Annotated in this window: 22 protein-coding genes and 1 tRNA gene; 11 read left to right on the forward strand and 12 right to left on the reverse strand. The window is 66.6% G+C overall.

The window, feature by feature from the left end; translation table 11 throughout:
• From RKE40_RS27285 to RKE40_RS27310, 6 genes are all read right to left on the reverse strand, one after another.
• Nucleotides 1-439, reverse strand: a 439-nt coding sequence (locus RKE40_RS27285) for a biotin/lipoyl-containing protein (RefSeq protein WP_316021314.1), incomplete at its 3' end; no start/stop codon positions are given.
• Complete coding sequence (locus RKE40_RS27290; RefSeq protein WP_066469094.1) at nt 430-792, reverse strand: hypothetical protein; 363 nt, start codon at nt 790-792, stop codon at nt 430-432. The genes RKE40_RS27290 and RKE40_RS27285, both read right to left, overlap by 10 nt.
• Before the next feature lie 24 nt (nt 793-816).
• Complete coding sequence (locus RKE40_RS27295; RefSeq protein ID WP_316021315.1) at nt 817-2,223, reverse strand: pyruvate dehydrogenase complex E1 component subunit beta; 1,407 nt, start codon at nt 2,221-2,223, stop codon at nt 817-819.
• 66 nt (nt 2,224-2,289) lie between these two features.
• Entirely contained in the window at nt 2,290-3,384 is a 1,095-nt protein-coding gene (gene pdhA / locus RKE40_RS27300) for a pyruvate dehydrogenase (acetyl-transferring) E1 component subunit alpha (protein WP_316021316.1), read from the reverse strand.
• Nucleotides 3,385-3,558: 174 nt separating this feature from the next.
• Entirely contained in the window at nt 3,559-3,870 is a 312-nt protein-coding gene (locus RKE40_RS27305) for an FtsB family cell division protein (RefSeq protein WP_066469090.1), read from the reverse strand.
• Between the two features lie 34 nt (nt 3,871-3,904).
• A complete protein-coding gene (locus RKE40_RS27310; RefSeq protein ID WP_316021317.1) occupies nt 3,905-4,984 on the reverse strand; it encodes a hypothetical protein in 1,080 nt (359 codons plus the stop codon).
• Nucleotides 4,985-5,182: 198 nt separating this feature from the next.
• Here RKE40_RS27310 and RKE40_RS27315 point away from each other — a divergent pair.
• Nucleotides 5,183-5,257: transfer RNA gene (locus RKE40_RS27315), tRNA-Lys, on the forward strand.
• A gap of 294 nt (nt 5,258-5,551) precedes the next feature.
• Complete coding sequence (locus RKE40_RS27320; protein WP_316021318.1) at nt 5,552-6,685, forward strand: acyltransferase family protein; 1,134 nt, start codon at nt 5,552-5,554, stop codon at nt 6,683-6,685.
• A gap of 33 nt (nt 6,686-6,718) precedes the next feature.
• Here the strand turns inward: RKE40_RS27320 and RKE40_RS27325 are convergent, their stop codons facing one another.
• Both RKE40_RS27325 and RKE40_RS27330 read right to left on the reverse strand, forming a co-directional pair.
• The gene (locus RKE40_RS27325) at nt 6,719-7,096 is read right to left on the reverse strand and encodes a hypothetical protein (protein ID WP_316021319.1); all 378 of its coding nucleotides are present in this window, start codon (nt 7,094-7,096) and stop codon (nt 6,719-6,721) included.
• Between the two features lie 60 nt (nt 7,097-7,156).
• Complete coding sequence (locus RKE40_RS27330) at nt 7,157-7,396, reverse strand: YdcH family protein (RefSeq protein WP_316021320.1); 240 nt, start codon at nt 7,394-7,396, stop codon at nt 7,157-7,159.
• Between the two features lie 473 nt (nt 7,397-7,869).
• Between RKE40_RS27330 and RKE40_RS27335 the strand changes: the two genes are divergently transcribed.
• A complete protein-coding gene (locus RKE40_RS27335; protein WP_316021321.1) occupies nt 7,870-8,262 on the forward strand; it encodes a hypothetical protein in 393 nt (130 codons plus the stop codon).
• Between the two features lie 558 nt (nt 8,263-8,820).
• Nucleotides 8,821-9,369, forward strand: coding sequence for a PRC-barrel domain-containing protein (locus tag RKE40_RS27340; RefSeq protein WP_316021322.1), 549 nt, complete (start codon nt 8,821-8,823; stop codon nt 9,367-9,369).
• A 93-nt stretch (nt 9,370-9,462) separates the two neighbouring features.
• Here RKE40_RS27340 and RKE40_RS27345 read toward each other — a convergent pair whose 3' ends face one another.
• Nucleotides 9,463-10,980: an NAD(P)H-hydrate dehydratase gene (locus RKE40_RS27345; RefSeq protein WP_316021323.1), complete on the reverse strand. Its 1,518-nt coding sequence runs from the start codon at nt 10,978-10,980 to the stop codon at nt 9,463-9,465.
• Between the two features lie 280 nt (nt 10,981-11,260).
• Between RKE40_RS27345 and RKE40_RS27350 the strand changes: the two genes are divergently transcribed.
• The 3 genes from RKE40_RS27350 to RKE40_RS27360 all read left to right on the forward strand — a co-directional run bounded on the left by RKE40_RS27350 (nt 11,261) and on the right by RKE40_RS27360 (nt 14,379).
• The gene (locus RKE40_RS27350; protein ID WP_066469077.1) at nt 11,261-11,599 is read left to right on the forward strand and encodes a P-II family nitrogen regulator; all 339 of its coding nucleotides are present in this window, start codon (nt 11,261-11,263) and stop codon (nt 11,597-11,599) included.
• Nucleotides 11,600-11,694: 95 nt separating this feature from the next.
• The gene (glnA, locus tag RKE40_RS27355) at nt 11,695-13,104 is read left to right on the forward strand and encodes a type I glutamate--ammonia ligase (protein WP_316021324.1); all 1,410 of its coding nucleotides are present in this window, start codon (nt 11,695-11,697) and stop codon (nt 13,102-13,104) included.
• 336 nt (nt 13,105-13,440) lie between these two features.
• Entirely contained in the window at nt 13,441-14,379 is a 939-nt protein-coding gene (locus RKE40_RS27360) for an FkbM family methyltransferase (protein WP_316021325.1), read from the forward strand.
• A gap of 46 nt (nt 14,380-14,425) precedes the next feature.
• Here RKE40_RS27360 and RKE40_RS27365 read toward each other — a convergent pair whose 3' ends face one another.
• Together RKE40_RS27365 and RKE40_RS27370 are read right to left on the reverse strand one after the other, a co-directional pair.
• The gene (locus RKE40_RS27365; protein ID WP_316021326.1) at nt 14,426-15,661 is read right to left on the reverse strand and encodes a glycosyltransferase family 4 protein; all 1,236 of its coding nucleotides are present in this window, start codon (nt 15,659-15,661) and stop codon (nt 14,426-14,428) included.
• 56 nt (nt 15,662-15,717) lie between these two features.
• Nucleotides 15,718-15,918 (reverse strand): hypothetical protein, encoded by a 201-nt coding sequence (locus RKE40_RS27370; protein ID WP_316021327.1) that lies wholly within the window; start codon nt 15,916-15,918, stop codon nt 15,718-15,720.
• A 303-nt stretch (nt 15,919-16,221) separates the two neighbouring features.
• Here RKE40_RS27370 and parE point away from each other — a divergent pair, with 303 nt between their 5' ends.
• From parE to RKE40_RS27385, 3 genes are all read left to right on the forward strand, one after another.
• Nucleotides 16,222-18,279 carry a DNA topoisomerase IV subunit B gene (parE, locus tag RKE40_RS27375; protein ID WP_316021328.1) on the forward strand — a complete coding sequence of 686 codons (2,058 nt, stop codon included), beginning with the start codon at nt 16,222-16,224 and terminating at the stop codon, nt 18,277-18,279.
• Nucleotides 18,280-18,447: 168 nt separating this feature from the next.
• Nucleotides 18,448-19,386: a LysR family transcriptional regulator gene (locus RKE40_RS27380; protein WP_316021329.1), complete on the forward strand. Its 939-nt coding sequence runs from the start codon at nt 18,448-18,450 to the stop codon at nt 19,384-19,386.
• Between the two features lie 125 nt (nt 19,387-19,511).
• Nucleotides 19,512-19,772 (forward strand): hypothetical protein, encoded by a 261-nt coding sequence (locus RKE40_RS27385; protein ID WP_316021330.1) that lies wholly within the window; start codon nt 19,512-19,514, stop codon nt 19,770-19,772.
• A 4-nt stretch (nt 19,773-19,776) separates the two neighbouring features.
• Here the strand turns inward: RKE40_RS27385 and RKE40_RS27390 are convergent, their stop codons facing one another.
• Complete coding sequence (locus RKE40_RS27390) at nt 19,777-20,457, reverse strand: alpha/beta fold hydrolase (protein WP_316021332.1); 681 nt, start codon at nt 20,455-20,457, stop codon at nt 19,777-19,779.
• Between the two features lie 189 nt (nt 20,458-20,646).
• Here RKE40_RS27390 and RKE40_RS27395 point away from each other — a divergent pair.
• Nucleotides 20,647-21,828 (forward strand): DEAD/DEAH box helicase (locus RKE40_RS27395; protein ID WP_316021331.1); only part of this gene is annotated, 1,182 nt, incomplete at its 3' end.

The raw sequence follows: 21,828 nt of genomic DNA on the forward strand, positions 1-21,828 counted from the left end.
GTGAGGCGAAGGGTCGCTCGCCGGAGGCCGCAGCCACGGCCTGGGCGGCGGGCGCCGCGGCTGGTGCTGGCGCAGCCGCAGGCGCGGCCGGAGCGGACACTGCCGAAGCCGGCGCCGCCGCCTTGGCTTCCGCCTTCGGTGCAGGCTCGGCCTTGGCCGGCGCGGCACTCGGGGCCGAGACGCTCTTGGCGTCCTCGCCCTCGCCGGCGATCACACCGATGATCTCGTTGACAGCGACGTCGGCGGTGCCCTCCGGCACGACGATCTTCGCCAGGACGCCCTCATCGACCGCCTCGACCTCCATGGTCGCCTTGTCGGTCTCGATCTCGGCGATGATGTCACCAGCCTTGATCGCGTCGCCTTCCTTCTTGAGCCATTTGGCGAGGTTGCCCTTCTCCATGGTCGGAGACAGTGCGGGCATCAGGATGTTCACGGGCATGACGGGAGGCTCGCTTTTTCCAATGCGATGACCAGCATACGGCGGACAGTGCCCATGCCGAAGCTGAGGGAGACGAGAACGAAGGCGATATAGTCGAGACGTTCGAGCGCGGTGCCGGCGAGTGTCCGTCCCCTCATCAGTTCCGGCGCGAAGGCCTGGACCGATTCAGGAATGAGCGTCAGGACGCCGGCCGCCGCCAGCACGAAGGAGATGAGGTCGACGCGGTGCAGGCTGAGCCTCGCCAAAGCGAGGTCGCGCGGCACCAGCGGGCGGGGCGCCAGCCGACGCTTCGGCTGGACATAGGCATAGGCCGACAGCCCCCCGATCAACGCGAGGGCGACCGAAGCGATCATGGCTCCGATCGTCAGCTGCACGCGTCAGGCCCTGTAGCAGACGGCCTTGGCCGCCGCGACGACCTCGCCGACATTCGGAAGCGCGAGCTTCTCGAGATTGGCGGCGTAGGGCATCGGCACGTCCTTGCCGGTGACACGGGCGACCGGGGCATCGAGATAGTCGAAGGCAGCCTCCATGATCTTCATGCCGATCTCGGCAGTGACGCCGGACTGCGGGAAGCCCTCCTCGACCGCGACGCAGCGATTGGTCTTCTGGACCGAGGCGATCACGGTCTCGATGTCCATAGGCCGGATGGTGCGCAGGTCGATGACCTCGGCCTCGATGCCGTCCTTGGCCAGCGCCTCGGCGGCGCCGAGCGCATAGGTCATGCCGATGCCGAACGAGACGATGGTGACGTCGGTACCGGGGCGCACCACCTTGGCCTTGCCGATCGGAACCAGGAAGTCGTCGCCCTTCGGCACCTCGAAGGAGCGCCCGTAGAGGATCTCGTTCTCGAGGAAGATGATCGGGTTGGGATCGCGGATCGCGCTCTTCAGCAGGCCCTTCGCGTCCGAGGCGCTGTAAGGCATCACCACCTTCAGGCCCGGCACGTTCGAATACCAGGCGGCGTAGTCGTGGCTGTGCTGAGCGCCGACGCGGGCGGCCGCGCCGTTCGGGCCGCGGAAGACGATCGGGCAGCCCATCTGGCCGCCGGACATGTAGAGCGTCTTGGCGGCCGAGTTGATGATCTGGTCGATCGCCTGCATGGCGAAGTTGAAGGTCATGAACTCGACGATCGGCCGCAGGCCGGTCAGCGCCGCACCGACGCCGATGCCAGCAAAGCCGTGCTCCGTGATCGGCGTATCGATCACGCGGCGCGCGCCGAACTCCTGCAGCAGCCCCTGGGTGACCTTGTAGGCGCCCTGGTACTCGGCGACCTCCTCGCCCATGACGAAGACGTCGGCGTCGCGGCGCATCTCCTCGGCCATCGCGTCGCGCAGCGCCTCGCGCATCGTCATCGTGACGACCTCGGCTCCCGCCGGGAACTCGGAAGAGGCGTCGTAGGACTTGGCCTGGGCCGGGACGCTCGGGGCCAATGCCGGCGCAGGCTTCTCGGCCGGCGCTTCGGTCACCTTCTCGGGGTCAGCCGCAGCGGCCGGCGTTGCTTCCGCCTTGGCGGCACCGCTGGCGGCGGCGTTCACATCCTCGCCGTCGGCGGCGATCACGCCGATCGGCGTGTTGACCGCGACGTTTTCGGTGCCGTCGGCGATCAGGATCTTGGCGAGGATGCCCTCGTCGACCGCCTCGACTTCCATCGTCGCCTTGTCAGTCTCGATCTCGGCGATGATGTCGCCGGCCTTGACCTTGTCGCCTTCGGCTTTCAGCCATTTGGCGAGCTTGCCCTGCTCCATGGTCGGCGACAGCGCAGGCATGAGAATGTCGATCGGCATGAACGCACCTGGATTTCTGGAAAGCCCGTCGGGGCTGAAAGGTCGATATGGGAGCGCAGCGCCTGGTCAGGCCTGCGCCGGCTCCAGCAGGATGTCGGTGAAGAGCTCCGAGACGTCCGGCTCGGGATCATGCGTCGCGAACTCGGCCGCGTCGTTGACGATCTCGCGAACCTTGGCGTCGATCGCCTTGAACTCGTCCTCGCCGATCTTGTGCTCGCGCGTCAGACGGCCCCGCACCTGCTCGATGGGGTCGTGCTCCTCGCGCATGCGCTGGACCTCGTCCTTGGAGCGGTACTTCGCCGGGTCGGACATCGAATGCCCGCGATAGCGATAGGTTTGCATCTCGAGGATGTACGGCCCCTTGCCGGAGCGGGCGTGATCGATCGCCCGCTGACCGGCGGCGCGCACCGCGCGCACGTCCATGCCGTCGACCTGCTCGCCGGGGATGCCGAAGGAGACGCCGCGGCGCGAGAAATCGGTCTGGGCCGAAGCGCGGTTGACCGAGGTGCCCATGGCGTAGCGGTTGTTCTCGATCACGAACACGACCGGCAACTTCCAGAGCTGGGCCATGTTGAAGCTCTCATAGACCTGGCCCTGATTGGCGGCGCCGTCGCCGAAATAGGCCATCGATACTCGCCCGTCCTGGCGATACCAGTTGGCGAAGCCGAGACCGGCGCCGAGCGAGACCTGGGCGCCGACAATGCCGTGGCCTCCATAGAAGTTCTTCTCGCGGCTGAACATGTGCATCGAGCCGCCCTTGCCGCGCGAATAGCCGCCGCGCCGGCCGGTCAGCTCGGCCATCACGCCGCGCGATTCCATGCCGCAGGCCAGCATGTGACCATGGTCGCGATAGCCGGTGATGATCTGATCGCCTTCCTTGGAGGCCATCTGCATGCCGATCACCACGGCCTCCTGGCCGATATAGAGATGGCAGAACCCGCCGATCAGGCCCATGCCGTACATCTGGCCGGCCTTCTCTTCGAAACGCCGGATCAGCAGCATCTCGCGATAGGCGTGCAACTCCTCTTCCTTGTCGAAGACCGGAGTATTCGGGATCGCCTTGCTGTCACCCTTGGCCGTTCTCGCCGCAGCCTTCGCCGGGGTCTTTCCGGCCGCCTTGGCAGGAGCACCCGCCTTCGTCTTACGCGCGGCAATGGCCATAAGCAGTCCTCCGAAGCTCAACTGCTTCGGTTGTAGAGGAACGCCAAAGCCTTGGCGAGATAGGCATCTCGCACTGCAACATGATCCAAGATCTTGAAATTACTTGATTATACGAACTTAACTTGAATTCGGTTAATCGATCTTTTTGCGACTAATGCAGGGGCTGCCGACGCCTCAACGCCCCATCACGACGACGTCGTTGCGATGGATCCGCCCCAGGCTGGCCCGGGCACGCTCCTCGAGAAGGTCGCGATCGACGGCCTGGTCGCGCATCAGGCTGAGGCGCTTCTCCCAGACCTGTCGCTCGGCAGTGAGCTCCGCGATCTCGACCTCCATCTCGCCGAGTTTCTCTCGGAGCCCACCCAGCGCCTCCAGCCCGCGCGCACCGTGCTGCGCATGGAACAGGAAGTAGCCGACGACCCCGCTCGAGACGAGGTAGAGCGCCAGAGTGATCAGGATGGAGCGGACGCCGCGACGAATGACCATGCCACGACGCTAGAACGGCTTGGTTTATGCCGCGTTAACGAATGGGTTCGACCACCTGCAGAGCCGGGTCCGCCGGTGGCTTTTCACCCCTGCCAAGCGTGATCAGGTCGGCCTCGATCCGCCGCGCGATCGGCAGCCGGTAATGCAGCGGATCCCAGTAGTTCGTATCCTCGCGGGTCAGCGGCGAGACATGGGCATAATCAGCGATGATCGCCCCGTGCCGGGCCGCGATCGTCGCGATCTGCGCCTTGCAGGCCTGCTGCCGCTCGAACCCGGCCGTCCCCTCGCGCGGCAAGGTCGCGCCGTGGATCGGAGGCAGGACAAGGATGCGGCGCGTCTGCTGCGGAAAGGCCGCGAGAGCCCGGTCGAGCCACGCCAGCGCCGGAAAGCGCCACGCGGCCCGCTGCTCCGCCGCGACGAACTCCGGCGGCGAGAGCGGCGCCAGATCGGGCACCTTGCCGTCAGCGTGGCGATAGAGATGGAAACGGGCGCGGGCCAGGTCGTAGCTGGCTTCGGGCGGCGTGAAGACCTCATAGCCGTCGCCGCGGATCCGCGGCGGCACCAGACCGAGCCGGTGCCCGGCGAGCCGCACGGCGATTTCGAGCGTGGTGAAGTTGAGCTGCTTCGCCCAATCGTTCCATGTGGCATCGTCGTAGAGCCAAGGCGGGAACGGCCGCGGCGTCAGTCGCTTCTCTTCTTCTGTCGCGTCGGCGTCGCACCACAACGGGTCGATACCCCAGATCACGTATTTCGGCGCTGCGGTCTTGCGCGCGAACAGCGTGGCGATCTGCACCTGCTCCCAGGGTGTGGCAGCGTTCATGCCGAGATTGACCAGGCGCGTCTGCAGGCCTTGCGACAGAATCGCCGGATCGAGCAGCCGCAGGGTCGACGTGCCGAGAATCGCGGAGTCGAAGGCGCCGGAGCGGACCAGCTGCGGGTACATGAACCGCTGGTTCAGATCCATCAATGGCCGGGCCGACTGCCCGGCCTGAACGCGGGCCCCATAGGGATCGAGGACCGCGATGAAGCCGAACAGGGCAGCGATGACGCCGAGCGCTGTCAGCCCGAATACCTTTGTCCAGCCGCGCCAGCGACGGATTTCCTCGCTCGCCATCGGCTCAGGCTGCCGCGATGGGGCGGGACCGCGGCAGGGCGCGTGAGCCCGCGCCGGCGGGCGCGGTCCGCATCTGGCTTGGCTTTCGGGACATGGCAAACGGTGACATCGGGAACCTCTGCGGGGCTTCTGCCATGAGGAAGCGCTACGAACAATGTTGACCGGAAGGCCGGCCCTGCCTATGCAGCGCGTCAGTGAGGGCGGGTAGCTCAGTGGTAGAGCACGTGACTTTTAATCATGTGGTCGAGGGTTCGATCCCCTCCCCGCTCACCACGGCCTCGGCGACGCCAGTCCGTCGCTTGGATCGAAACGGCAGCTCCGCAGAGCAAGCTTGAACGTCAGCCGGCCGGTTTTGCCCTGACATGGCCGCCCCTCGCTGCTGCTCCGCCCGCGCCTTCCACAAAATCGGCAGAGAAAGCTCTCTTCGCGCGGCCGGGAGGCCGCCGCGGGGACAAGCACAGACGAAACAGAATTCAGTCATTGCCCGTAGTAATGCGAGGGGAGCCTCGGCATCCTTCATCCGCAGTGGTACAGCGTGTGCCGTTTCGACGATAGCGAGAGCCGTAAGTGACATCGCGTCTACAGCTTGACGGTATACAGGCGCTGCGGGGTCTTGCCGCCGGGCTGGTGCTCGTAGAGCACACAGTGAACGCAATCTCGACACGCTATCTGGGGATTGCCCCTATAGATTCGCCGCTGTCGATATTTCCCTTCCCCGTGGGCGTCGACATCTTCTTCGTCATCTCGGGCTTCATCATCGCTTACTCCAGCCGCTCCCTCTACGGCCAGCCGGGAGCCTGGCGGCAGTTCGCCCTGCGGCGTTCAGCGCGCGTCGTCCCTCTGTACTGGCTGACGACGAGCTTCATGATCGTCGCCTTCATCGCGATCGGAAGCCGGGCCTGGAGCGATGCCTCCTGGTGGTCAGTTGCCGCGTCCTATCTTTTCCTGCCGGCCGCCAATGCCGAAGGACTGGTCTATCCGATCCTGACCGTCGGCTGGACGCTCAACTATGAGATGGCGTTCTACGTGTTTTTCGCGATGGCCCTGGTTTTCACGGAACGCGTGGCGCTGAGCGTCGTGGTCGGCCTGCTCGTTCTGCTTGCAGCGCTGGGGGCATTGGCTCAGCCCGTCGCTCTGGCGCCGCGCTTCTGGACGAGCCCGATCATCCTCGAATTCGCTGCGGGCATTGGCCTTTACTGGCTCTATCGGACTGGAAACCTCAGCCTTCCCAGCGGGGCGCGGTCATTCCTGGCGATTGCAGCAGTGAGTTGCCTCGCCTTGGCCACCGCTGATCCTGGGGCATGGAGGTGGCTCGTCTGGGGCGGTCCCGCAACGCTCCTCGTGGCTGCGGCGCTCGGGACTGGTACGGTTCACGGCGCGATGGCAACGGGGATCCGACGGGCCGGCGACTGGTCCTACGGCATCTACCTCGCCCATGTCCCGATCGCGATGATCGGCGCAATGGCCTGTCAGCTCCTGTTGCCTCAGACGAACTGGGTTTGGTTCGGGCTCTTCCCGGTCTACGTGGTGGTCACCTCGCTTGCCGTCGCCGCGCTTCTGCACCGCTGGGTCGAGCGTCCGCTGATGGATCGGGCGCGCAATTCCTTCCCGGCCAAGGAGGCAATCATGGCCGAGACGGGAGCCGGCGCTCCGAAACGGCTAGCGAGAGATGAGTTGGGGGCCGCGCAAGCGGAAAGCTAGCAGCCCGCCCTCGAAAGGGCGGGCTGACCGCATTCAGGGTCGATTGACCGAGAGCACCTGATAGGTGTGCATCTCGTCGCCGTCGTGGATGGAGACATATTCTCCCGCGACGAAACGCTCCTCGCCGAGGCGATAGCCTGCCTCGTCGTCGTCCTCGCCTTCCTTGTAGTCGATGAACCAGCTCCCTCCCGGCTTGCGACGCAGCAGGCCGATCATGTCGGCCTGCCCGGGCTGGAAGCGGCGTACCCGGCAAGCCGCGCGATTGGCTTTCCATTCCGCCGGGTCGAGGCGGCTGTCGTCATCGAGCGGAACCAGGAGATCATAACCGTTGCGGTCATCACCCTGTGGTGCCCCCTTCTCACGCGCCAGCACAAGCCGGACATGCCTGAAACTGCGAGGGAGTGTGCTCATCACATGCCATTCCTTGTCTGAGGTCGGGCAGGCCGGTCCCGGCCTGCTGCGAGAAGCGACTCACTGGCCCGATAGCGCCTGGCTGATCGCGTCCTTGATCCGCAGACGCTCCTTGCGAAGCTCGGTTTCGGTGAGCTGGTCGACGGGGGTGATGTTCGTTTCGGCCAGATGGACCTGATCGTTGACCTCGTCATAGCGAACCAGGAGCTGGGCGAAGTCGGGATTCGCGATCTTCAGCTTGTGGATCGCATCCCCAAGGCCCGGGAACTCGTCGGCCAAGGTGTGTGGTGTGTTGGACATGGCAGAATCCTGTCTGGAGGAACGTTCTGCAGGCGATGCTACGAGCTCGGAACGAGGCGGGACTTGATTCAACGCAATTGTCCGCAGGCGGCATGGACTTCGCGCAGGCGCGGCTGCGGCGAACTCGCCTGGCCAGCATCGATTTCCCGATAGGCAGCGTTCCGGGAGTCCCCCCATTTGGGGGGAGCGCAATCTCGCCATGCTGGACAATACTCCCTGGCAGGGGGAATTACCGTGCCGGAATGTGAATGCGAGAGGCGCTTTCAGGCGCAGCTGGTTGCCGCCACGTCGCATTGGCTGGTGACGCTGGTCAATCTTGCAGGGGCGGGAGCTTTGCTCTTCCTCTGCTGGCCGTAGACGCGACCTCGCGCTTCAGTCCGCCCCGCTGCCGGCCTTTCTGGCGTGGCGCCGCGCACCATTTCGGACCGACCCGGACGGAGAGGCCTCCTCCCCGCCTTTTCCGCGAGACGGACATGCTGGACGTGCTCCCCTCCGCATGCATGATCGTCATGGGGCGGCGGGACGACGACCGAGGAGCAAGCATGCAGCGTCGATCTTTCATCACCGCACTGTTGGCGCTCGCCGCCGGCGGCACCGGAACCCTGGCCGCCTTCGAAGCCGCGGCGGCCCCCGCAACCCAGAGCATCGTTCCCCTGCTCCCGAATGCGGCCGCGGAGGGTGCGGCTATGGCGGCGCCCGACGGAACGCCGATCGAGTCCGCCCAGAATCGCAATTCGGTGCATTGGCATCACCGCAACCGGCGGCACCGCCACCACCGGCGCCATGTGCGCCGACGCCGCGTCTGCCGCATCCACTTCGATCGATGGGGACGCCGGGTGCAGCGCTGTCATTGGGTCTGGGGCTGACGCCCGCCAGCCGAGCACACACTCAATGGCCGGGCGATGTCATCGAGCGCCCGGCCTCCGCTGTGTCGCCTCGCCGGCTCGGGCCGGCGGGCTTCAGCCCAGCCGCCTGACGACAGGTCCCGAGCGCAGCGTTGGTCGCCGCCATTCGCGCGCGGTCGGGGGTGGGTAGAGTTCGATTGCAGGGACGCCAAAGTACATCGGCACCTGCCCGTCCAGCTCCCAGCAGCGCCAGCGCTGGAAATCGGCCTCGTTCGCGACCGCCGAGCAGGCCTGGAGCTGCGTGCGCGGCCAGAACGCCTCCGCCGGTGTGGTTAGGCCTGCGCTGCCCACAGCAAGGCCGGCGATGAGCAAGCTCCTGTGCATCCGAGCGCCTTTCAAGTCGTAAGCCCAGCCTTGCGCAGTTCCCCTAAACGAGCCGTACTGAGCGCGAAGACTTGCTGAGTATGAGCCCTTTTGCCCCTCTTTCAGAGCGCTTGTTCAAGACGACGTGAACAAAACCCTGCTGCCGGCGTTGTTCAGGCATCCCGCATCATGCGGAAAGCCGACAGGAGGAAAACGATGTACAAGCGTCACGTTGCATTGACGGCGATTGGCGGCGTCATGCTTGCCGCAGCTGCGGTCGCCCAGACCACCTCTCCCAGCACGCCTCCGAGCCCGCAGCCCAGCGCGCCCGCGACCACTGCGCCGGCCATGCCAGCCCCTGCCCCTGAGACGGCGAAGGCGCCCGAGAACAACTTGGCTGGCCAGGGCAAATGGCGCGCCTCGAAGCTGATGGGCGTCGACATCTACGGGCCCGACAACAAGAAGGTCGGCGACGTCACCGAGGTCGTGTTCGACAAGACCGGCAAGATCGAGCTGGTCACCGTCGGCGTAGGCGGCTTCCTCGGCATCGGCTCGAAGGATGTCGCGATCCCGTTCGACCAGGTCACCTGGAGCGACCAGCCCATGGCCGCCTCGGCCCCGGCTCCGTCGGGCAGCGCCGGTGGCGTCGTAAGCCAGCCGGCGCCTACCCCACGTGCTCCGGAAATGTATCCGGACCACGGCAAGATCAACCTGAGCAAGGAGCAGCTCACCAGCGCTCCGGCCGTGACCTACGCCGCCCGCTAAAGTCCTCGCTGAGGGCTTAGCGGCCGGACAAGAAGCCCGCCTCCGCAAGGAGCGGGCTTCTCCTTGCCGCCTGCCCCAGCCCGGATGCCCTACTCAGCCGGCGACCAGCCGCAGCGCGCCGGGCAGTGCCTCGGGCAGGTCGTCGGCGATCAGACCGAAGCCGAGCGCCTCTCCTGCCTTGCCATGCAGCCAGACTGCGGCGCAGGCCGCCTCGAAGGCCGGCATGCCCTGGGCCAGCAGGCCCGTGACGATACCGCCGAGCACATCGCCGGAGCCTGCCGTCGCCAGCGCGGCAGAGCCCGTGGCATTGATGGCTGCCCGCCCGTCGGGAGCCGCGATCACGGTGTCCGGCCCCTTAAGCACGACCACCGAAGCGGTCGCTGTCGCAGCCGTCCGCGCGCGGACGAGACGCGATGCTCCGGAGGCGTAAGGGGCGCGATCGCCGAACAGACGCAGGAATTCGCCTTCATGCGGCGTCAGCACGGTCGGAACAGACCGCCGGCCGGCGAGCTCCTCCAGCAGCTCGGACCGCGCTGCCAGAACCGTGAGCGCATCGGCATCGAGCACGAGCGGAAGCTTCGCGCACAGCGCCGCCGTCACAACCTCCGCTGCCATGGCGTCGAGGCCCAGTGCCGGCCCGGCGAGCAACGCCGAGAGCTTTCGCGTCGCCAGAGCCGCCTCAAAGGCCGCACCGTCCGCCGCGGCAATCTGCATCAGCGCGTCGGGGCCACGGCCGGCATGGGTGGCGAGCGCTTCCGGCCGGCAGATGATCGTCGCCAATCCCGCCCCGATCCGCAGCGCCGCCCGCGCGCCGAGCCGCGGTGCGCCGACACCGGCAAGCCCGCCAGCGGCGACCGCCACCGCGCCGCGCCGGTATTTATGTGTCCCCGCCTCGTGCCGGGGAAGTTGCCCCTGCCAGAGCGCCGGCTCGTTGCTGAAGGTCATCGGCGGGGGCTTGCCCGGGCCGAACACCATCTCGGCAGTGATCCCGATATCGGCGAGAGTGACGACACCGCAGAGCGCCCTCCCGGGATACAACAGATGTCCGGGCTTCAACCGGAAGAAGGTAACGGTTTCGTCGGCCCTGATCGCCGGGCCGGCCGTCATGCCGCTGTCGCCGGAGACGCCACTCGGCACATCGACGGAGATGACAGGAAGGTCGCTCGCATTGACGCGCTCGACCAGCGCAGCGACGGCGCCTCCGAGCGGGCGGTTGAGCCCTGCCCCGAACAGGGCGTCGACGATGATCGCGTGATCCTCCGGCCGAATCTCCGCCACGGCCAGGACGGGCCCCTGCCAGCCTGCAGCCGCTTCGCCGGCGTCGCCCGTGAGCTGCCCGCGTTCGCCTGCCAGCGCCAGCGTGATCGCAAAGCCCCGCGCCTCGAGCAGACGCGCCGCGACGAAGCCGTCGCCGCCGTTCTTGCCTGGGCCGCACAGCACCAGGACGCGCTCGCCCGGCCGGCCGCGCCTCGAGACCGCATCGGCCACCGCGCGGCCCGCACGCTCCATCAGCGCAAAGCCCGCAATGCCCGAGGCGATCGCAGCCTCGTCCGCGCCGGCCATTTCGGCGACGCTCAGCAGGGCAAGTGAATCTGGTGCGGGCTTGGTCATTCCCGGATCATCCATGAGCGGCCACACACCGACAAGAACGGCACACTCAACCCGAATGTCCAATTATGCAGCACATGCACAAATTTTAGCCGGTTTTCTGCCGTCTGAACGGGCGCTTTTGCGGGCCTGCCGACATGGCGAGCGGGCCGCGCCGATGCTATGAGCAAGACGGGCGGGGCTTGGTTGACCCGGCACGGTCGATGCTGGACGGTTGCCGAGGGCAGAACCGGGCCTGGGACTGCGAATTCGGTAATCTTACGCCACGGAGGCTGGTCGGCGCATGAAGAAGATCGAGGCGATCATCAAACCCTTCAAGCTCGACGAGGTGAAGGAAGCGCTCCAGGAAGTCGGCCTCCAGGGCATCACCGTGCTCGAAGCGAAGGGTTTCGGCCGCCAGAAGGGCCATACAGAGCTCTATCGCGGCGCCGAATACGTCGTGGACTTCCTGCCCAAGGTGAAGATCGAGATCGTGCTCGCCGACGACATGGTCGAGCGCGCCATCGAGGCCATCAAGAAGGCGGCCCAGACCGGCCGCATCGGCGATGGCAAGATATTTGTATCGTCCATCGAGGGGGCGATCCGCATCCGCACCGGCGAGTCCGGCGCGGACGCGATCTGAAGGAATTTTTCCGGAACCCGGCAGGCGTGCACCGGCGGCAAGGAAGCCGCGGACGACGCCGGTCGTGAGAACTGCAGTCGAGAGGAATGTCGAAAATGAAGAACGCCAAGGATGTGCTGAAGGCCATCAAGGAAAATGACGTCAAATACGTCGACTTCCGCTTCACCGACCCGCGCGGCAAGTGGCAGCACGTCACCTTCGACATCTCGATGATCGACGAGGAGATCTTCGCCGAGGGCACGATGTTCGACGGCTCCTCGATCGCCGGCTGGAAGGCGATCAACGAGTCCGACATGCTGCTGATGCCCGACCCGACCACGGCCTGCATCGACCCCTTCTTCTCGGCCTCGACCATGGTCATCACCTGCGACGTGCTCGAGCCGGCGACCGGCGAGCCCTATGGCCGTGATCCGCGCGGCATGGCCAAGAAGGCAGAGGCGTACCTCAAGTCGACCGGGATCGGCGACACCGTCTATGTCGGCCCGGAAGCCGAGTTCTTCGTCTTTGACGACGTCAAGATCGCTGCCGACCCCTACAACACCGGCTTCAAGCTCGACAATGTCGAGCTGCCGATCAACGGCATGACCGAGTACGAAGGCGGCAATCTCGGCCACCGCATCGCCACCAAGGGCGGCTACTTCCCGGTTCCGCCGCAGGATTCGGCGCAGGACATGCGCGGCGAGATGCTGGCTGCCATGGCTGCCATGGGCGCCAAGGTCGAGAAGCACCACCACGAAGTCGCCTCGGCCCAGCACGAGCTCGGCCTGAAGTTCGATACGCTGACGCACATGGCCGACCAGATGCAGGTCTACAAGTACTGCATCCACAACGTCGCCCAGAGCTACGGCAAGACTGCGACCTTCATGCCGAAGCCGGTCTATGGCGACAACGGCTCGGGCATGCACGTCCACCAGTCGATCTGGAAGAACGGCAAGCCGATCATGGCCGGCAACAAGTATGCCGACCTGTCGCAGGAGTGCCTCTGGTACATCGGCGGCATCATCAAGCACGCCAAGGCGCTGAACGCCTTCACCAACCCGTCGACCAACTCCTACAAGCGCCTCGTCCCGGGCTATGAGGCTCCGGTGCTGCTCGCCTATTCGGCGCGCAACCGCTCGGCTTCCTGCCGTATTCCGTGGACGACCTCGCCGAAGGCGAAGCGCGTCGAAGTCCGCTTCCCCGATCCGATGGCGAACCCCTATCTCGCCTTCGCGGCGCTGACGATGGCCGGCCTCGACGGCATCATCAACAAGATCGATCCCGGCCCGGCGATGGACAAGGATCTCTACGACCTGCCGCCGCGCGAGCTGAAGAAGATCCCGACGGTCTGCGGCTCGCTGCGCGAGGCGCTCGACGCGCTCAAGAAGGACAACGCCTTCCTCAAGGCCGGCGGCGTCTTCACCGACGACTTCATCGAGAGCTATATCGAGCTCAAGATGCAGGATGTGATGCGCTACGAGATGACGCCGCACCCGGTCGAGTTCGCGATGTACTACTCCTACTGAGCGTCGCGCTCAGGAGAAGATAACCTCCCGACCGCGACCTGTTTCGCGATCCAACTGACGAACCGGGGCGCTTGCGCCCCGGTTTTTTCGTCAATGCGCGCTGATGCGGATATCGATCTGCTTTAAGCACGATCGTCATTGCGAGGAGCAAAGCGACGAAGCAATCCAGGAGGCGTAGAGCACCGCCGCCCCTGGATTGCTTCGCTGTCGCTCGCAATGACGGCTCCGTGTGATCGCAAAAAGCTCTAGCCGATATTTCGCCCTTCCGCGCCGGCCTTTACCGCTCGGCAAAGTCTCTCAGCTACCGATGGCGCTCCCTTGTAGCGGAGCGATCCCATGGCTGCCCCCGTCGAAGCCGACATCGCCATCGACCGGAGCACCGGGCGCCTGACCGCCGGCGACTGGCGCCAGCGCGCCCTGATTGGCGCGCTCGACACCTACGGAGCACTGTCGCGGCCGCTGATGCAGCGCGGCCTGTACAAGGCCTGCCGGCTCGTTGGCAACGCCGCCTGGGCCGGGCTCACGGCCAAGATCGCTTTAGCCCCGGATGCGCAGGTCAGCTTTCCGGCCAGCGACCCCTACTGGAACCGCATGCTGCTGCGCTCTTATGACCACGAGCCGGAAACGGCGCGCTTCCTGCGCCTGATCGCCGGTGTCGACTACGGATTCGTCGATTGCGGCGCCAATATCGGCTACTGGTCGGTCTTCGTGGCGTCCGGCGCCGGCGGCGGCAAGCTGGCCCTCGCGATCGAGGCCTCGGCCACGACCTTCGCCCTGCTTTCCGCTAACATCGCCCCGCATGCCAACCGCGTGACGGCCTTCCACCGCGCCATCTTCGACCGTTCTGGCGTGGAGGTCCGCCTCAATACGGAGGCACACGAAGCTCGCGGCATTGCGAGCCAGGGAGAGGCTTCCGGCGGCGAAAGCGTGACCTCGATCGCCATCGACGACCTGCTCGCCCAGCAGGGCTGGACGGGCCGCCGCCTGGTGGTGAAGCTCGACGTTGAAGGCGTGGAGCGCGAGGCGCTCGCGGGCATGGAGCGCGCGCTGCGCGACGACGCGCTGGTGATCTACGAGGATCATGGTTCCGATCCGGATCACGCTTTGACCCGGCACATTCTCGATGAACGCGGCCTCGAGGTCCGCCTGCTGCTCGACGAGCGTATCGTCCCGATATCGCAGGCTGGCGAACTCGACGCCCACAAGCGCGACCGCACCAAGGGCTACAACCTGCTCGCCATGAGCAGGTCGTCGGAATGGCCGAAAATTCTCTAGCCAGGCTTTCTGCAGCGCAGCCTTTCGGGCCGGGAATCGCCTCCGATCAGGCGCTGGCGGCCTGAACCTCGCCAGCTTGCAGCAAGCCGCGATAGGCGGCGATCGTCCGCGACACATGGCGCTGGGTGGTCAGTGGGTCGGCCCAGTAGCGGCGATGCGCCGCCGCACCCATGCGGCTCGCGAACGCGTCATCCTGCAGCCGCGAAAGCGCGTCGCTCAGCCCGTCGACATCGCCGCCGTCAACTAGGATGCCGTCGGTACCGTCCTCGATCCAGCTCGCCGGGCCGGTGGTGCGCGCCAGGACTACGGGCACGCCGAGCGAACGCGCCTCGGCGATCACCAGCGGACCCGGCTCGTACCAGAGCGAAGGCAGCACGAGGCAGCGCGCCTGCGCGATCTCGTCGAAGACACGCTCAGCGGGCACCCAGCCGCGCACCTCGGCGGCGGGGTTCAGCCTCGCGATTTCGGCGGCAAGAGGGCCCTCGCCGACAAAACGCACCGGCATGCCGGCGGCGAGCGCCGCGCGCGCCAGGACATCTCCGGCCTTTTCCTGCGTGAACCGGCCGAGGAAGAGCGCGTGCCGGTTGGCACCTGCATCCACCGGCTCCCGCCGCGGCGCTTCCATCATGTTCTCGACCACGACATGGCGGGCCGATTTCGGCAGAAACGGCTCGGCGAAGCGCCGGGCGAATTCGCTGACATGGATGAAAAGCGGCGCCTTTAGGCCGCGCATGGCTTCGTCCGAACGCCACTGCCTGGCGACCCGGACCAGTTTGTGGACATAGGACGCCCGGTCGCAATTGGCGGTGACGCAGCCGACCGACATCGGTGTCTGCTGGCATGGCGCGCCCGTCTTGAAGTCGAAATAGGCGCCGGTCGGGCAGAAAGAAAAGTAGTCGTGCATGGTGATGGCGACCGGCAGGCCGCTGGCGCCAGCCGCCGCGATTGCCGCCGGGCTGAAGGCCTTGGTCCACTGGTGCAGGTGCACGAGCGTGTCGCCGCGCGGCTGTTCCGCCAGCAGCGCTGTCAGGAAGTCATGGGCGGCGGCGTTCCAGATGCCCTGGCGGGCCGCTGCGATCTTGCTGCCGACCTGCCAGACCTCTTCGCCCTGATAGTGCGCGACCTCGATCCTCGGATGATCCAGTCTGTCGGAGACCGGGCCGATGGCGCAGGCGAAGACGACATCGACGCCAGCTTCGGCGAGCCCACGCGCGCTCTCGATCGCGACCTTGGCGGCGCCGCCGTTGACGGCCCCGAAATCACTGACGATGACAACGCGCATGACGACCTCCGCAGAGGCGTTCTAGCGGCGAAAGATTGAGGAAGGGCTGACGCGCCTCAGCGCAGCACGAGGGCGACCAGCCCGACCAGAGCGACCGCCGCTGCGAGCCACCAGAGGCGGCGCAGCTGGGCAGACTCCGCATCGCGTGTCTCGGGATGGCCGGAGAGCTCCTCATAGGCGAAAGCCTCACCGGCATGGCGCGCCGCACGCTCGAGCCCGGCAAGCCTGATCTTCGGCACTACGGCACGCGACGCCACGGCATTCCTCCCCTTGAGCACCAGCATATCCAAACCACCGACCAAGCCAAGCCCGCGCCGGACAATGGCAAGCATCGGGGCGACATGGTTAACGATGCCTGAACCGCGTAGCGGCGACTGAAGTTCCCTTGCCTCTTGACAGCGGAGCGTGACGGCGCAGTGACATTACGTCTCGCGCCTCGTCATCCGGCCTTCCTGCCGAGGCCATATCGGTCTATTGCGGGCGGGTAGCGCCCTGCTTGCCACTGCCGGGCAGCGAATGCGCTATATTTTCTCGTTACGAATCACCTGGGCGCAAAAGCGATGGCTGACGATCTTTTCGGCGACGACGAAGGCAGGCTGGAAGGCGTGGAAGCACGCGCCCCCGCCGCCGCGCCGCCGAAGCCGGCACGCGCCCCTGCCCGCTCCGGCACCCTGTCCGAAACCGGCTACGACGCCTCCGCGATCGAGGTCCTGGAAGGCCTCGAACCGGTTCGCCGCCGGCCGGGCATGTATATCGGCGGCACCGATGAGCGCGCTTTGCACCACCTCTTCGCCGAGGTGATCGACAACGCCATGGACGAAGCGGTGGCCGGCCACGCCACCTTCATCGATGTCGAGCTGTTCGAGGACGGCTCGCTCGCCGTCACCGATAATGGCCGCGGCATCCCGATCGACCCGCACCCGAAATTTCCCGGCAAGTCGGCGCTGGAAGTCATCATGACGATCCTGCACGCCGGCGGAAAATTCGACTCGCGCGCCTACGAGACCTCGGGTGGCCTGCACGGCGTCGGCGTCTCCGTCGTCAACGCGCTGTCCGACCGCCTCGAGGTCGAGGTCGCGCGCGGCCAGGTGCTGTACCGCCAGATCTTCTCGCGCGGCATTCCGCAAGGGCCGCTGGAGACGGTCGGCCGCGTCGCCAACCGGCGCGGCACTCGCGTGCGCTTCCATCCCGACGCCCAGATCTTCGGCGAAGGTGCGCATTTCGTTCCAGCACGCCTGTTCCGCATGGCGCGCTCCAAGGCCTACCTATTCGGCGGCGTCGAGATCCGCTGGCGCTGCGCGCCAAGCCTGCTCAAGCCCGAAGGCGATGTCGCGGCCGAGGCCGTGTTCAAGTTCCCCGGCGGCCTGCGCGACTATCTCGCCGGCGAGATCGAGGGCAAGGACCTCGTCGCCGAGCCGATCTTCGGCGGCAAGCTCACCAAGGAAGGCGGCCACGGCTCGCTCGAATGGGCGGTCGCCTGGCTCGCTACCGGCGAGGACGGCTTCAGCTCCTCCTACTGCAACACCATCCCGACGCCCGAGGGCGGCACGCATGAGCAGGGCCTGCGCATCGCCCTGCTGCGCGGCCTGCGCGATCACGCCGAGCGTATCGGCCAGAGCAAGCGCATGGCGCAGGTCACCTCCGACGACGTGATGGCGACGTGCACGGCCATGCTCTCCGTCTTCATCCGCGAGCCGGAGTTCCAGGGCCAGACCAAGGACAAGCTGGCGACGCTCGAGGCGGCGCGCATCGTCGAGAACGCGGTCCGCGACGCCTTCGACCACTGGCTCGCGGCCTCGCCGCAGCAGGCCCTGAAGCTGCTCGACTGGTCAGTCGACCGGGCCGACGAGCGCCTGCGCCGCCGGCTCGAAAAGGAGGTCTCGCGCAAGACCGCGACGCGCAAGCTCCGCCTGCCCGGCAAGCTCGCCGATTGCAGCAATGCCGGCGCGGCTGGCTCGGAACTCTTCATCGTCGAGGGCGACTCGGCCGGCGGCTCGGCCAAGCAGGCGCGCAACCGCGCGACGCAGGCGATCCTGCCGCTGCGCGGCAAGATCCTCAACGTCGCCAATGCGACCCGCGACAAGCTCAACGCCAATCAGCAGCTCGCCGACCTGATCCTGGCGCTCGGTTGCGGCATCGGCACGCAGTTCCGCGAGGACGATCTGCGCTACGAGAAGGTCATCATCATGACCGACGCCGACGTCGACGGCGCCCATATCGCCTCCCTGCTCGTCACCTTCTTCTGGCGCCAGATGCCGCGCCTGATCGAAAAGGGCCACCTCTACCTTTCGGTGCCGCCGCTCTACCGGCTGCGCCATGGCAGCAAGTCGGTCTATGCCCGCGACGACGCGCACAAAGCCGAGCTGCTCGAGACGGTGTTCAAGGGCAAGAAGCCGGAAATCGGCCGCTTCAAGGGCCTCGGCGAGATGATGCCGGCCGAGCTCAAGGAAACGACCATGGATCCGGCCAAGCGCATGCTGCTCAAGGTCATGGTCGACCACGAGAACAAGCAGGAGACCTCGGATACGGTCGAACGGCTGATGGGAAACAAGCCCGAAGCCCGCTTCGTCTTCATCCAGGAACGCGCCGCCTTCGCCGGCGAGCTGATCGACCTGTGATCTCGCGGCCCGGCAGCAGCGCGCGCGCCGGGCTCCCCCGCATTCCTGCCGGGCTGCGGCAACGGCGCCATGCGGACATCCTGTCCGCATGCGAAACCTCTCATCCTGTGCCTGCCATGAAACGCCGGAGCGCCCTGCCTCCACGCCCTGCCGCTGGCAGCTGATCGCATGGGGCAGCCTGCTTCCCCTCCATCTCGACGCGACGGCCTGCCCGGGGCCCTGCCTTGGGAGGATATCGAGATCTTCCACGCGGTCGCGACCGCCGGTGCGCTGGCCGTGGCGGCGGTGGCGCTCGGGCTGAGCGAGACCACGGTCGCAAGACGGCTGCGCAGCTTCGAGGCAAGGCTGGGTTTCCCGCTGTTCAGGCGCGGCGCCAACCGGCTGATCCCGACCGAGATTGGTGCCGCGCTGGCGCAGGAGGCGGCGGCAGTCGCCGCGGCCGCCGCCCGCTTCGCCAATCGTGCGAAGGCGGCCTTGCCCGCCGACGACGCGCCGGTGCGGATCACTGCAACGACCTCGATCAGCCTGCTCCTGACCATGAATGCGACGAGGCTGTCGGCGGCTGCCGGCGGCGTCGAGATCGTCATCCTCAGCACGCGCGAGCGGCTCGACCTCGCGCGCGGCGAGGCGGAGATCGCGATCCGCATGCGCAAGCCGCCGGAGGACACTGGCTATTTCGGCCAGAAGGTCGGCCGGCTCGTGCAGGCGCTCTATGCCAGGCGCGGCGTCGACCCTGCGAGTGCACCGATCATCTCGGTCAGCCGCGATGTCTCGTCGCGGATCGACGAACACATCCTCGCCTGGGCTGCCGGCCGGCCGATCGCGGCACGGGTCGCCGATTCCGCTGCACGCTACGAGAGCATCCGCTCTTCCGGCGCCGTCTCGATGGCGCCCTGCTTCATCGCCGACGCCGACGAAAACCTCGTCCGCATCGAGGAGCCGCCCGAGGCGACCGCCGACGCGATCTTCCTCGTCTCGCACGAGATCGCCCGCCAGCGACCTGCGGTGCTAGCCGTGCTGGCAGAACTGCGCCGGGTCTTCCGGGAGAACCGCGCCAAGCTCGAAGGGGGCGATCGAGGCATCGGTACCCTGCCCTTCGCGAGCTGACCTTCCGGCCTGGCGGCCTATGCAGTCATCCGGCGCGTGAGAATGTCGCTAACCAAGTCTTTACAGGCTCGGTTGCATTCTCTGCTTGTCGGCGTCTGACGCCATGCCTTCTTCAGGAGAGCGCGATGCGCCTCGTCATGGCCTTTCTGCGCAACGAACATGGCGGCATGGTCGCCGATGTCGCCAAAGCCGGCGCAGCGATCGCCTTCCTCTCGGTAATCGCGGCCAATTTCGTCTCCTACCAGACGGCGCATCTCGACCGCGACGGCCTGCGACAGGCCGCCTCCGCCGCCGCCAAGGGACAGATGATCGACCCGATGGTCACCGGTTCGCTCGCAAAGCGTGCCGGCGAGACCAGACTCGACCCCTGCGTCGTCCCGCGCTGACACCTCAATCGAGCCAGTCGAGCAGAGCCCTCGTCACGATCTCCGGCGCCTCCAGCGTCGAAAGATGGCCGCAGCCAGGTATCTCCAGATAGCGCGCACTGGCGCCGATCCCGCTGGCGATTGCCTTCGCCTCCAGCGGCGGTGTGATTTCGTCCTCGGCACCGACGATCACCAGGCTCGGCACTGTGATGGCCGACAAGCCGGGGCGTGAATCGACCCGCCCCATGATCGCCCGCTGCTGGCGCACGAAGCCGGCCGCACCGACATCCTCGGCCATCTGGCGCACCAGGAGCCGCAGCGCCTCGTCGGCGAGCCGGGCCGGCGCCACCAGCTTCTGCCACAGCAAGGTCGTGACGTTGTCGAAGGCTCCCTTTTCGGCGAGCGCGATCATCTGCTCGCGGGGCTGGTTGGTTTCCGGTGTCGCAGGTTTTGCGCTGGTGTCCAGCAGCGCCAAACGCGTCACGCGCTCCGGCGCGCGCCGCATTACTTCAAACGCGACATAGCCACCCATGGACAGCCCGCAGAGCGCAAAACGCTCCGGCGCGGCCGCCAGCAGACACTCGGCGATCGCGCCAATAGTCTCGTCAGAGCTCGTTTCAGCGACAAGAATCGGCCTGCCGGACGCCAAAGCCGGCCATTGCGGCGCATAGAGCGCTGCGGTGCAATTCAGCCCCGGGACCAGCACCAAGGGCTCGGGAACTGCCATGCTTCTCGCGCTCATCATCGTCTAACCTCGCTAGAATGTTGACTTTGCCCTGCTTTTTCTGCATTCCACGAACGTCCGAAGGCGCGCAGGCAAGCAAAGTCGCGCCACCGTGGTGGTCGATCGGTCATCCCGCCACGTGTCACCGACCCAGAAGAAGCGCAACCCTCGATGTCCTTCGCCGAACTCGGCCTCAGCGATAAAGTTCTGACGGCCGTCACTAACGCAGGCTACACGACGCCGACGCCGATCCAGGCCCAGGCCATTCCGCATGTTCTCGCCCGCAAGGATGTTCTGGGCATTGCCCAGACCGGTACAGGCAAGACCGCGGCCTTCACGCTGCCGATGCTGACCATCCTGGAGAACGGCCGCGCCCGCGCCAGGATGCCGCGCACGCTCATCCTCGAGCCGACCCGCGAGCTCGCCGCCCAGGTCGAGGAGAACTTCACCCGCTACGGCGTCAACCAGAAGCTCTCGGTCGCGCTGCTGATCGGCGGCGTCTCCTTCGGCGACCAGGATGCCAAGATCACGCGCGGCGTCGACGTGCTGATCGCGACGCCCGGCCGCCTGCTCGACCATGTCGAGCGCGGCAAGCTCCTGCTCACCGGCGTCGAACTGCTCGTCATCGACGAGGCCGACCGGATGCTCGACATGGGCTTCATCCCCGACATCGAGCGGATCTGCAAGCTGGTGCCGTTCACCCGCCAGACGCTGTTCTTCACGGCGACCATGCCGCCGGAAATCACGCGGATCAGCGAGCAGTTCCTGCACAATCCGGTGCGCGTGGAGGTCTCGCGCCCGGCGACCGCCGCCGCGACCATCACCCAGCGCCTGATCGCCTCGAACAGTCAGGATTACGAGAAGCGCGATGTCCTGCGGAAGCTCATCCGCGACGCAAAGGACCTGCAGAACGCGATCGTCTTCTGCAACCGCAAGCGCGATGTAGCAACGCTGCACAAATCCTTGCAGAAGCACGGCTTTCCGGCCGTCGCCCTGCATGGCGACATGGACCAGTACGCGCGCATGGCGGCGCTCGAATCCTTCCGCACCGGCGAGAATCCGATCCTGGTTGCGAGCGATGTCGCCGCCCGCGGCCTCGACATTCCCGCCGTCAGCCACGTCTTCAACTTCGACGTGCCGACGCATGCCGAGGACTATGTCCACCGCATCGGCCGCACCGGCCGCGCCGGGCGCGAAGGCGCCTCCTTCACCATCGTGACGCGCCATGACGACAAGCTGGTCGCGGCGATCGAGAAGCTGACCGGCAAGGCCATCGAATGGGAAGGCCCGGGCCTCGACTCCCTGCCGCCGGCTGAGCCGCGCGAAGAGCGTCGTGGTCGCCGCGGCGAGGAG

The sequence above is a fragment of the Allobosea rubneri genome, from assembly GCF_032464875.1.
GTDB classification, from domain to species: domain Bacteria; phylum Pseudomonadota; class Alphaproteobacteria; order Rhizobiales; family Beijerinckiaceae; genus Allobosea; species Allobosea rubneri.

What these genes read in the sequence shown, in the direction of transcription:
- RKE40_RS27365 (WP_316021326.1), bottom strand. Translation starts at nt 15,661, where the DNA reads ATGCGCGTTGTCATCGTCAGTGATTTCGGGGCCGTCAACGGCGGCGCC.
- RKE40_RS27360 (WP_316021325.1), top strand. Translation starts at nt 13,441, where the DNA reads ATGGCTGCCCCCGTCGAAGCCGACATCGCCATCGACCGGAGCACCGGG.
- RKE40_RS27305 (WP_066469090.1), bottom strand. Translation starts at nt 3,870, where the DNA reads ATGGTCATTCGTCGCGGCGTCCGCTCCATCCTGATCACTCTGGCGCTC.
- RKE40_RS27385 (WP_316021330.1), top strand. Translation starts at nt 19,512, where the DNA reads ATGCGCCTCGTCATGGCCTTTCTGCGCAACGAACATGGCGGCATGGTC.
- glnA (WP_316021324.1), top strand. Translation starts at nt 11,695, where the DNA reads ATGAAGAACGCCAAGGATGTGCTGAAGGCCATCAAGGAAAATGACGTC.
- RKE40_RS27340 (WP_316021322.1), top strand. Translation starts at nt 8,821, where the DNA reads ATGTACAAGCGTCACGTTGCATTGACGGCGATTGGCGGCGTCATGCTT.
- RKE40_RS27350 (WP_066469077.1), top strand. Translation starts at nt 11,261, where the DNA reads ATGAAGAAGATCGAGGCGATCATCAAACCCTTCAAGCTCGACGAGGTG.
- RKE40_RS27310 (WP_316021317.1), bottom strand. Translation starts at nt 4,984, where the DNA reads ATGGCGAGCGAGGAAATCCGTCGCTGGCGCGGCTGGACAAAGGTATTC.
- pdhA (WP_316021316.1), bottom strand. Translation starts at nt 3,384, where the DNA reads ATGGCCATTGCCGCGCGTAAGACGAAGGCGGGTGCTCCTGCCAAGGCG.
- RKE40_RS27335 (WP_316021321.1), top strand. Translation starts at nt 7,870, where the DNA reads ATGCTGGACGTGCTCCCCTCCGCATGCATGATCGTCATGGGGCGGCGG.
- RKE40_RS27325 (WP_316021319.1), bottom strand. Translation starts at nt 7,096, where the DNA reads ATGAGCACACTCCCTCGCAGTTTCAGGCATGTCCGGCTTGTGCTGGCG.
- RKE40_RS27380 (WP_316021329.1), top strand. Translation starts at nt 18,448, where the DNA reads ATGGGGCAGCCTGCTTCCCCTCCATCTCGACGCGACGGCCTGCCCGGG.
- RKE40_RS27290 (WP_066469094.1), bottom strand. Translation starts at nt 792, where the DNA reads ATGATCGCTTCGGTCGCCCTCGCGTTGATCGGGGGGCTGTCGGCCTAT.
- parE (WP_316021328.1), top strand. Translation starts at nt 16,222, where the DNA reads ATGGCTGACGATCTTTTCGGCGACGACGAAGGCAGGCTGGAAGGCGTG.
- RKE40_RS27330 (WP_316021320.1), bottom strand. Translation starts at nt 7,396, where the DNA reads ATGTCCAACACACCACACACCTTGGCCGACGAGTTCCCGGGCCTTGGG.
- RKE40_RS27295 (WP_316021315.1), bottom strand. Translation starts at nt 2,223, where the DNA reads ATGCCGATCGACATTCTCATGCCTGCGCTGTCGCCGACCATGGAGCAG.
- RKE40_RS27345 (WP_316021323.1), bottom strand. Translation starts at nt 10,980, where the DNA reads ATGACCAAGCCCGCACCAGATTCACTTGCCCTGCTGAGCGTCGCCGAA.